At 60.5% G+C, this 10,846-nt stretch carries 8 protein-coding genes and 1 pseudogene; 1 reads left to right on the plus strand and 8 read right to left on the minus strand.

What is annotated here, in order from left to right:
• The first annotated feature begins 450 nt into the window (after positions 1-450).
• On the plus strand, positions 451-954 hold the full coding sequence (pal, locus tag JYJ84_RS18305; protein ID WP_175221179.1) for a peptidoglycan-associated lipoprotein Pal: 504 nt from the start codon (positions 451-453) through the stop codon (positions 952-954).
• A gap of 71 nt (positions 955-1,025) precedes the next feature.
• Here the strand turns inward: pal and JYJ84_RS18310 are convergent, their stop codons facing one another.
• From JYJ84_RS18310 to JYJ84_RS18345, 8 genes and pseudogenes are all read right to left on the minus strand, one after another.
• On the minus strand, positions 1,026-1,280 hold the full coding sequence (locus JYJ84_RS18310) for a hypothetical protein (RefSeq protein WP_175221178.1): 255 nt from the start codon (positions 1,278-1,280) through the stop codon (positions 1,026-1,028).
• Positions 1,264-3,123: a chloride channel protein gene (locus JYJ84_RS18315; protein WP_240201873.1), complete on the minus strand. Its 1,860-nt coding sequence runs from the start codon at positions 3,121-3,123 to the stop codon at positions 1,264-1,266. The genes JYJ84_RS18310 and JYJ84_RS18315 overlap by 17 nt, the downstream gene beginning before the upstream one ends.
• Positions 3,124-3,274: 151 nt before the next feature.
• Entirely contained in the window at positions 3,275-4,876 is a 1,602-nt protein-coding gene (locus JYJ84_RS18320) for an APC family permease (protein ID WP_175037531.1), read from the minus strand.
• Positions 4,877-5,001: 125 nt separating this feature from the next.
• Positions 5,002-5,427, minus strand: coding sequence for a MarR family winged helix-turn-helix transcriptional regulator (locus JYJ84_RS18325; protein ID WP_046549513.1), 426 nt, complete (start codon positions 5,425-5,427; stop codon positions 5,002-5,004).
• Positions 5,428-6,024: 597 nt separating this feature from the next.
• Positions 6,025-6,345 (minus strand): DUF1840 domain-containing protein, encoded by a 321-nt coding sequence (locus tag JYJ84_RS18330; RefSeq protein WP_175221176.1) that lies wholly within the window; start codon positions 6,343-6,345, stop codon positions 6,025-6,027.
• Positions 6,346-7,054: 709 nt separating this feature from the next.
• The gene (locus JYJ84_RS18335) at positions 7,055-7,429 is read right to left on the minus strand and encodes an STAS/SEC14 domain-containing protein (RefSeq protein ID WP_175221175.1); all 375 of its coding nucleotides are present in this window, start codon (positions 7,427-7,429) and stop codon (positions 7,055-7,057) included.
• Positions 7,430-9,350: 1,921 nt separating this feature from the next.
• The gene (locus tag JYJ84_RS18340; RefSeq protein WP_236027346.1) at positions 9,351-10,505 is read right to left on the minus strand and encodes an HAD-IC family P-type ATPase; all 1,155 of its coding nucleotides are present in this window, start codon (positions 10,503-10,505) and stop codon (positions 9,351-9,353) included.
• Positions 10,502-10,846: pseudogene (locus JYJ84_RS18345) on the minus strand (protease modulator HflK); the annotation flags it as partial. The gene JYJ84_RS18340 and the pseudogene JYJ84_RS18345, both read right to left, overlap by 4 nt.

Here is a 10,846-nt window from a genome sequence, read left to right on the forward strand (position 1 = left end):
GTTCGGGCGCAGTCATGCGGGAAGACACGGTGGACGACTGGGACATCGTTGACGCGATTTACCGAACGGATCCAACAACGGACAAAAAAAACCCAGCTGGGGAGCCGGGTTCAAGAAGCTCGCCCCGGCCTTTCGTATCGGGACGACCGGACGTCGAGTGACGCGAGCTGAGGGAGCACATCTGAATTCACGATTTCGCAGAATTTCCGCATCGTAACATGTCAACTAGTCACGATGTGACATTTCTCCTAATCTGGTTAACGTGGCTGTATTCACCCACCATGTGACCAAAGAATCCTTCAAATCATCCTTCAGTTTATTTACAAAATACCGTCGCCCATCAAACAGGAGCAGCTCCGTTCACTGTGCTTCCGGCAGTGGTGACGCGACCCGTTCCGTTGATCTGCGACCCATTCCGTTCGATCGAACGCCCTCTTCGGGAGACCCGTGATGAAAAGCTTGATGCGATATGCGGTGCTGTTGGCCCTTGTGCTGTTCGGTGGGTGCCATTCCGCGACAAAGACGCCCAGTACTTCCGGCATGATGAATCAGGGAACCGCAAATGGTCAGGCGATCGGGACGCCGTCGACCATGGCCGACGAATTGAACAACCCCAACAGTCCGCTCGCGAAGCGCAGCATCTATTTCGATTTCGACAGCTATGAAGTGAAGCCCGAGTACCAGTCGCTCCTGCAGGCGCATGCCGACTATCTGCGCCTTCATCCAGGCCGGCACGTCTTGATTCAGGGGAATACCGACGAACGCGGCACCAGTGAGTACAACCTCGCGTTGGGCGAGCGCCGGTCGCAGGCCGTGCTTCGCACCCTGGAAACGCTCGGCGTACCCGATGCACAGATCGAGGCAGTCAGCTTCGGCAAGGAGAAGCCGGTTGCATTGGGCCACGACGAAGCGTCGTGGGCACAGAATCGTCGCGCGGATATCGTTTATCGATGAAGCGCCAACGTGGTGGGGCCCGCTCCCGCCACGCACTGACCGAAAGAAGCGGTTCGGCACCGATATCGTGATCACAAACCCATGAAGTACGTCCGGACATCCATCTCGGCGGACCAGGACCGCACATCGGGGAGCTCATCGAACTCGACCGGCTTCCCCCTGTAAAGGCAACAATATCCATTCGCCGTTCTGTAGACGATGACCCACTCGCGATCGTCACTCGCCTCGTCTTGCAGGTTGCCGGCCAACACTTCCTTCCATTCATCGAGATGCAGGGCCACCGCAAGGCGCCGACGCAGAACGGCCAGCTCAACGCTGAGTTTCATGCTGCCCCTCCTTGCCGGCATGCGCTTCGGCCCGCGTCGACGCGTGGCTGTCACCGTGCTGCTTCCCTGACCGCAGGCTGCGCTCCGTTCCGCGCCGGTTCTCGGGAAAGATCCTGATGCTGCTCGCCACCGCGTCTGCGATGTGTTCCTTGGCAATGACCCCGACCACTTCCATTGCGCCCTCTTCTTCGGGCCGGGTCACGACCACCGCCATGGTCGCGTGCTTCTGGCGTAGCTTGCTGATCACATCGAACGCCGCTTCACCCGGCGCGACCACAATGAAATTGCGTTGAGCGAGCGCACCGAGCGTCACCGACGGATGGTCGTGCGAGATGGCCCGGCGCAACCCAGTGTTGATGCGAAGCACACCGTCGATCCGGCCCGATCGCGTAACGACCACGTGGCGGAACGGGGGGCCATCCAGATTGCCCAGAATGTCGCGGAACAGTACCTCGGCGTCCTGCACGAGCACGTCCGTCTCCATCACTTGCGCCGCGTTCTGGACGAGGAACATGTTGGCATGCAACGCGTTCGGAATCACGTGACCGCGACGCACGAGCTTGAGCGTATAGATGCTTTCGCGGCAAAGCAGGCGCCGGGTCGCAAGGCTGACCGCAACGGCGATGATCATGGGCAGCACGATGTCGTAGTCGCGGGTCATCTCGAAGATCATCGCGACCGCCGTCATCGCCGCGCCGGTTCCCCCGCCCACCATCGCCCCCATCCCGACCATCGCGAACGCAGGCGCGCTGACGGGCGCCGCGGGCAGTACGGTCTGGACGGATGCGGCGAACGCCGCGCCCAATGCCGCACCGATGAACAGCGACGGCGAGAAGACACCGCCAGAAGACCCCGAGCCCAGACTGATCGACGTTGCGAGGGTCTTGCAGAGCGCCAGCGTGATCAGAAACAGGCCACCGCCGAGCTGTCCGTAAAGCAGCGCCTGAATCGTTGCATATCCCACGCCTTCTACGTAGTAGTGCCCGGCGAAGCGCATCAGCAGGTAGATCGTCACGCCGACGAGCAACATCCCCAGCGCGTGACGTGCATAGCGGCCCGGGATGCGCTCGAAGATATCCTCCGCAACATGAAGACCATGGGTCAGCATGGCTGCGCCGGTACCGGTGACGATGCCGAGCACCGCATACAGCAGGAGTGTCAGCACACTGCCCGGACGATCGGGAATCGCACCCAGTTGGGCCGGCACCAGAAATGCCGGCGCACTGCCGAAGAACAACCGTCCGACGAAGGTGGCCGTGCCGGTCGCGAGCGCGACGGGAAGGAACGTGTTCACGCTGATTTCGGGCATCATCAGCTCGGTCGCGAACAGGACGCCGCCGATCGGCGTATTGAACGTCGCGGCGATCCCGGCACCCGCACCCGCTGCCACGAGCGTGATGCGCTGGCCGGCGGTCATCCTGACCGCTTGCCCGAGCGTCGAGCCGAGCGCCGAACCGATCTGGATGATTGGCCCCTCTCTACCGACCGCCGCGCCGGTGCCGATGGCGAACGCGGACGCCAGCGATTTCACGATCGCGACCACCGGTCGAATCACGCCGCGCTTGAAGTAGATCGCGTCCATCACCTCGGGCACGCCGTGCCCCTTCGCTTCCGGCGCAAAGGTGCAGACGAGCCACGTCACAACCAGGCCACCGACAACCGGCACGAGTATGACGAACGCCCCCCATACGGAAGTGGGCGTGAACTCGCTCGCGTTGTACGAGGCCGAAAACCGGCCGAGGAAAAACGCGTTGTGCACGAAACCGATCAAGCCGCGAAATGCCACGGCGCCGATTCCGGTGACGACGCCGACCACGATCCCGAGGCAACTCAGGCGATACATGTCGATCGGCGACGCGTCGTCGTCCGTTTGCGGAGCGCGCTGGACGCGACCGGTTTCCACGCGAAGCGATGCGAGTTCGCCGGCCGCGCCGTCCTCTCCTCCTGTCGATCCCGATGTCATGACGCCCGCCTGTGTCGAGTGTGTCGATCCGTCAACTGGTCTCGTTCATGCGCCCCATCATCTCCGACGTCTCGCCGGCATCGAGCGCACTGCGCATGGCCAGCACGAGCACCACCACGCTCCAGGCGGCGACCAGCAGAATGTCCCAGCCGAATCCGATCACGCCCAGGCCGCCGCCGATACCGCCCATCCACGACAACAGCCACAGCCCGCCGAACCATGGGAGCAACCACGCGATGTGCTTCCAGCCGAAGTCGCGTGCGCTACGGCGCAACACGACGTGATGGTGAAGCGCGTAGAGGACGAAGCCGATCGCCACCAGCGAGAACAGGAAGTTGTTGGTCTTGAAGCCGGTCCAGTAGATGACGAGGTTGCTGCACACGAATGCGAGCGGCGCGATCAATCCGGCCCCGCTCATGCGGAACGGCCGCTGCAGTTCCGGCACGTTACGTCGCAGGACGAGCAGCGCGATCGGCCCCAGCCCGTACGTGAGCACGGTGATCGACGTGATATAGCTCACCATCTGCTGCCACGCCGGGAACGGCATCAGGAACAGCACACCGACCGCCCACATGATCAGTACGGCAACCCAGGGAATCCTGTTGGCATTCAACCGCGTCAGCATGCGCGGGCCCGCGTCCAGCTCTCCGGCCGCGAACAGGATGCGCGAGCCGCCGGTGACGTACATCAGGCCGGTGCCCCCTGGCGACACGTAGGCGTCGATGTACAGCAGCGTGGCCATCCATCCCATGCCGAGGGTCGTTGCGAGCCCTGCGAACGGCCCCATTTCGCCCTTGAAGCTGAGGTTGTTCCAACCGGCGGCAAGGTCGGCCGGCGCAAGCGCGTAGATGAACGCGACCTGCAGCAGGATGTAGATGACGGCTGCCAGAAGGACCGCGCCGATCACGGCCAGCGGAATGTTTCGATGCGGATTGGCGCTTTCGCCGCCCAGGTCGATCGCCGTTCGAAAGCCCAGATAGCTGAAGACGATGCCGGCGGCCGGCAGCGCGGTGAACATGCCGGACACATGGTAGCTGCCGGGCGCCGCGTGCATCACGCCCCAGTGCGTGCTCGCGCCCAGCAAGCCTGCAATCGTCAGAAGCGGCACGAGTATCTTCCACCACGTAATGGTCGAGTTCACGCTGAGCAGCCAGCGGATCACCATCAGGTTTAGCAATGCCATGATGCCGAGCAGGCCAGCGCATGCGACGAAGCCGACAGCCGTCAGCAAGCCTGCGCTTCCGGGCTGGATGAACCAGGGGAGATAGTTGTTCGCGTACGTGACGATCGCCTCCGCCTCGACCGCCGGAACCGGCACGTATGCCAGAAACAGGAGGCCGCACCAGATGCGGCCCAGTCCAACGCCATGACTCGCATGGCTCATGTGCACCAGTGCGCCGCTGCGCGGAAACATCGCCGCGAGCTCGGCGAAACACAGTGCGATCAGCATGATGATGATCGCGCCGAGCACCCAACTGCCGATGCTCAGCGGGCCGGCGATGCGCGATGCGTGATAGGCGCCGAACAACCAGCCGGAACCGACCATGCTGGTCGTGCTGGCGAACAACAGCCCGATGATTCCGGCGTCACGCCGGAGCTTGCCTTCCAGATTGAGGCTCGAGGTCGTGCTCATATGCCACTCCTTGCAAACGACCTCCCCCTGCTGCGTGTGTGTTCGTTCTCCCGCCCTGCCCGTTGTCGCGACGACCGACACATATCGGCCGTCCCGGCGAATCCGCGCACGTTGCTGTCGCGCGTTCAGTTGATATCGGTGACGTCCTGGAAAGCCCAGCCGAACGACTGAATTTCCGACTTGTGCAAGGCCGCAACCTTGCGCAAGCATTCCGCCCCTTTTTCCGTCAGATGGATCTCCGCTTGCCTCCGATCCTGCTCGCTCGTCTGGCGCCGGACGAGCCCGGCTGCTTCGCAGCGCGTGATGAGCGCCACCGTGCCATGCGAGGACGCCTGCAGCCGCTCGGCTATCTCGCCGACCGTCGCCCACGAGCGGTCCGGAAACGCACAGGTGTGCAACATCAGCATGTATTGCAACGGCGTCAGCCCCTCGGCCCGCAGGATTTCCTCCGAGAAACGCAGGAAACGCCGCAGCCGGTAGCGAAATTCGGATAGCTGCTCGAGGTCGTGTTTCGTGGCGCTTGCGCCGGCCTTTCGATTGCTTGCTGCCATCACGAACTCCGTGAACACCGGGAGTTTTCTGGAATCATGTCATCACGTGACCTAAAATATAGGCGCGCGTGACGGGTAGTGCAAAGTGCTTTCATCGGTCGCTGCTCCGGTCGCTGCGTGGATTGACCCCATCAACCTGAATCGGTGAGGAGAAGTGGACGGCATTTCGATACCGCTGCTGGTCGCGCTGGTCGTCGTACAGCCCGGTCATTCGATAAGCTCACGTGCGGGAACGGCCAGCCACGTCGTTGTCCCGGCGCGGAATATACTGCATGTGGGCAACCCGCTGGCGTCGCCAAGTGTCACGCTGAACGCCCGGCACGCGGCGGCAAGCGATTCGACTTCCGTACCTGTCTACATTCCAAGCGTGACATATCACCCCGACGGTTGGGGTGCACACTCCCGGTTGGTGGGAGATCGATTCCGGTGGTGATCGGTCGGACCCGCATTCTGCAAATCGACCGACGCGAGTATTTTCGTCGCGGCGTCATTCGGTGGGTTTGTCCGGCATCCGCGGCCGTCCTCGGCGCCCCCCAATTTGGACTCAGCGACGTAGATTATCTCGCATGCGAGTTTAACGGACGCGCCTCGCAGTGATCACACGCCCCAAATGACATCTTTGTCTTGCTTATGCGCCTCGCGCAGTAGATCGAGAAATGGCCATGCCCGTTGTGCAAGGCCGCTCGAATGCGGAAAAGTATTTGCATGCAACGCGAACGTCGAATGCTCATATGAGTTTTCCCGCATCATGTCCTCCTCGATTGCCTGTTCGAGTCGTGCAATTGCGCTCGGAAGCTCGCTGGATTGAATCACCCCTCGGGCTTGTAGTTCCTTTCCGACCAGTGCCAGAAGATACTGCGCGAGATCGCGCAACATGACAATATCCGGTGCTGCCGACGTGTGAAATTTGATAAGCATTGCTCCTCCTTTACCCGTCATACCACACATCAGCCAATACCTCCCTTCGCGATGCACCGCCGAAAGTGCGTGCGCCAACGCCATCCAGGAAACCAGATATGTGATTGCGCTTCGGTATGAACAATTTTCCTCCAACACAAACATTGTAGCTTATTTAAGCCAGTATATGTCACGGTGTGATATATACTAGAGTGCACGCATGGTGGGCGATTGCAGTTGCGTGACCGATCCGATTCTAGCCGCGTCAATCGGATGTTCGTGTCCTGCATCGGGAACGCAGGGGCGCACAGGCAGAAAATTAAGATTGACTTAAGGTCGACGCAATACTCTATCGTTACACTCGCGATGGTATCTTGACAGCCTGCGGTGTACCTTTGAGATACGCATAATGGCGGCTGCATCGGCACTCGAATGCCTTGCGAACCGGGCTGAAATTGGTCCACGCAGAGTGACGGCAATCGCGGCGAACCTGGTGACGACTAGTCTGGATCGAAAGGCCTCATTCGTCCGCCGCACTCTTTCGACCCGACGCGTCGTCGGGTCTTTTTTTGAGTCTGGTCCACCGATGCTCATCGATAAGTCGAGTTGATGCCATTGATTCAACTATGGTCCAAGACGCCGTGCGAGGGCTGAGGCGTGTCTCGTCCTGTTCGAAACATCGAACCCCTCATCCAGGACGATGTAATCGCGGGCCATTTCGCATGGTGCATCAGGCGGATTTGTGTTCGATGATCCACGCTCGTGCCGCGACTCTGTCGCTACCGGAAAATACACGCACTTCCCCCGGAATCACAAATCGAAACGCCGCCAACGCAAATCGGACCCATTCAACGTTCGTCACGACGGCAATGCGTTCCCATTGCGTGATGTGCTGTACCCCAAGCTTGAAATCCTCCCAGGCAGCGCCTGGATCCATACCAGAGAAATCCGCTCCCAGTTCATAGTACAGCCGTATCTTTGCGTGTTTGCGAAGTATTGCTTCCATCGCCGGAATCAACACGTCTTCGTAGTCCTTCCTTGTGACCTGCCCCGTTGCAATGAACCCTGCAATGCCGTCCGGTAGGTCGTTGACCTTCTCGATCATGACTGCCTCCAATACATGTATTCGAGGAGCACGCTTCGACGTTGTCACCTTCCGCCAAAAGCCCGTCCTCCAAGTAGGCGACGCGCCCCGAGGAGAAGACATATCGTGATTGTCTGCCGCTCACATGGATCGAGCGTCCACCCTCTCTTTTACGATAGGTGACCAGAGCGTTGCTACCAACACCGTAGACGAAGCATCGTGAGCATGCTTTCGGGCTTGAATGCAACACGCGGTGCTCTTTCCACGCCCATCGAGGTAGGGTTTCCGACGGGCGACTCCGAACTCGCAACGCAGAACAGGAAGATGCGTATGGGTTGGAATTCCCTGCCGACGAGTTAGGTATGCATGGACAGTTCCGGAGTGAGGCTGGAGACACGCCAATCGCCCGCGTGCTCGAGAGGCGCTCCGCTTACGGCTGTGTGTCGGGGTCGAACCGCCCATACCCCAAAAGGGCATCCGGATCAGGTTCAATACGGTCGGCTTGACCAGGTCCGACATTGTCTTCGACGGCGGGTACGCTCACCGCGCTCTCTCAAAGTCGACAGCGCTGTGTTACTCACGAAAACCATCGAGATTGCGGCGCTCCGGGGGCAGGATTTTCGTGCCTACCTCTGTCCGCATATATCGTATGCATAGATTGGTCAGATCATGATGACGGAAGGGGAAAATGCCAACCGATTGATTTCATTAATACAATTAATCAACCGCATTGATTGGCATTGTTATGGGTAGAGCGGTCTAGTCGTGCAAAAACTCAACAATATAAAGGGGGCACTAACTTTGTGGCGAGACGGAAATACCGGATTTGATTTTAATCTTCACCCAAGGGTTTGGGGGCATAGGCTGTGATGGGAAATTCGCGAAACCGCCCTCTAGACCCGATCGACGGACGTCGCAGCGCCGGTGAAATTTATAATTCCGGTTAATTTTAAGTCACTTGTGTCAACGTTTCCCATGGTCGTCTTTGTTATCGCGTCCGGGTCGAAACTGCGACAATCCAATGCAGAGCACCATCATGGCCAGCATTGCTAAAAAGTACCAACCCCACGAAAAGCTCAATTCCATAATAATCTCAGCTCGCAACGAAGCAAGAGCATTGAATAGTCAGCAAAAATATTATAGCCCAATATTTCCGTTATGACCCAGCTGCCGATGCGATCGGCATATCCAAAAAAGATTATGATGGCACGACCTTTACTAGGCTCCAACTTCCCCGATTTGCTGAGAGCAGGTCACACTGTACCTGCGGCACCCCGGCGAATGGTCGATCCACGCGATGCCAGTGTGCGTCAGTGCCAACGCACGACGGTTTCCCGAGCCCAGTCACGTGCACAACAGAAGTTGTGACTGCAATTGCGCAATGCAGCATTTCAGGGAAGGCCTTTTTGCTCATGGCTGAACCGGCAGACCAAATTGCGACTTTAGTTGCGGTAGTCCGGATAAGCCGGGATATGGAATATTGTGACACCGCTTGCCAATCTTGATTGGCAGCCACTGCTCAAAGTCTCTCATCGTCCTTTGACAGACGATCCCGTCAATCCACGCACTCGCTCCACTAGCGTCCTGTTAAGACGTTCGATATGGCCGCCAAAGTACGGCCTTCCTACTGGTCGCTACATGGGCTCAATAGCTTACTCGCGGCATCCGCTACGGGTGGCCCCGGCTTTTGAACGCTGCGGTGTTACCGAGATGCAAGGTGCGTGGAAGAGGGGCGGCCGAGTTTCGTGAGCAATTGAGAGCGTCAGACATTCACGAATCACGGCCGACATCGCTGCCCTATCCACCAGTCGTCGCGCCTTACGATGGGGTGAGTTGGCACTGCTGATCGTGATAACGCAGTGGGTCGATGAAACCAACTCCGAATACGATCTTAGCTCTTCGGACAGTGTGCAGACATCAACCCATTGTTTTATATAAATATTCAATTGGGGCCGCAAGGCAAAGCCTTGTCAGGCCTGAAGGTCTCTAACCGGGAAAACGCGCGGGAATCAAAGGCACCCCCAGGCTGCAACCACATCTGGCGGACCTGCAATTCCCCGCGGGTGAGCGTGCCCGTCTTGTCGATCACGAGCGAATCGACTTCGGCGATCTTGTCGAGGAACGCGGCATTGCGAAACAGGATGCCGTGCCTTGCGCCGACCGCGATCCCGGCAATCGCCGTGGCCGGCGCGGCGAGCACCAACGCGCACGGGCACGCGGCCACGATGACCGCGAGCATCGCCGACGCATTCGCGGACGTGAACCAGACGATCGCCGCGATCAGCAGGACGAGCGCGAGATACGCGCCCATGTGCCGCTCGAGCACCTGCGTGACGGGCGGCTTCGCCTGCTCGGCGTGCTGCATCAGCGCGATGATCTTGCCGAGCGTCGAATCCTTGCCGGTGTGAGTGACGTCGATGCGCAGCACGCCATCGAGATTCAATGCGCCGCCATACACAGTGCTGCCTGCGTCGACGTCGTGCGGTACGGATTCGCCGGTGATCGGCCCGTTGTCGACGCTCGACGTGCCCGCCACCACGACGCCGTCGACCGGAATACGCGCGCCGGCCACCACTTCGATGCGGTCGCCCGCACGCAGCGCGTCATACGCGACTTCGACGACACTGCCGTCGGCACCGATGCGACGCACGCGGCCGGCCGTCAGTCGGCCGAGCGCGCGGATCGCTTCCTGCGAACCGAGCACGCTGCGCTCTTCGAGCGCATGGCCGAACGTCATCACGATCGGCAGCAGCGCGGCCGTCGTCATGTCGCCGATCGCCCACGCGGCCAGCATCGCGAGCGCGATCAGGCGATCGGTCACGCCATGCAGGCTCGGTGCGCGCAGGCTGTGCCACGCACTCGCAAACACCGGCCCCGCGACGATCAGCGACGCGAGCGCGGCGAGGAGTTGCGCGAGCGTTTCGCCACCGCCCGACAGCATGCGCCACGCGAACGACAGCACGAGCAGACCGCCCGCGAGCAGCGCCAGCGCGATCTGCCGCGTGATAGTGCGGCGTTCGCCGGAGGACAGCGCGTAGGCCGTCGTGCCGGCGGGAGCGACGTGCGGCTGCGTGGCCGGTTCGGCGAGCGAATTCATCGGGCGTTTCCGGGCAGGATCAGGTTCGAGGTGTCGTGCGGATCGATCGTCGTCACGCGCCCGGCTTTCGACAGCACGCGCTGCACGCGATCGCGATACAGCCTCGCCAGCAGCCCCGGATCGCCGTTCTCGCGGAGCGTCGCGTCGAGCTGCCGGATTTCGAGCGTGTCGGTCTGCGCGGTGGCGACGCGTTCGGCCGCATGGGCCCGCGCGTCCTGGACGATCCGGTCGGCATCCTGCTGCGCGTCTTGCCGTTGCTGTTCGGCGGCGGTGCGTGCTTCGGCGATGGTCCGCTCGGCGAGCTGCAGCGACGTCAGCACCGCGTTGAACGCATCGGCAGC

The organism is Burkholderia sp. LMG 13014 (genome assembly GCF_905232215.1).
Taxonomy (GTDB): Bacteria; Pseudomonadota; Gammaproteobacteria; order Burkholderiales; family Burkholderiaceae; genus Burkholderia.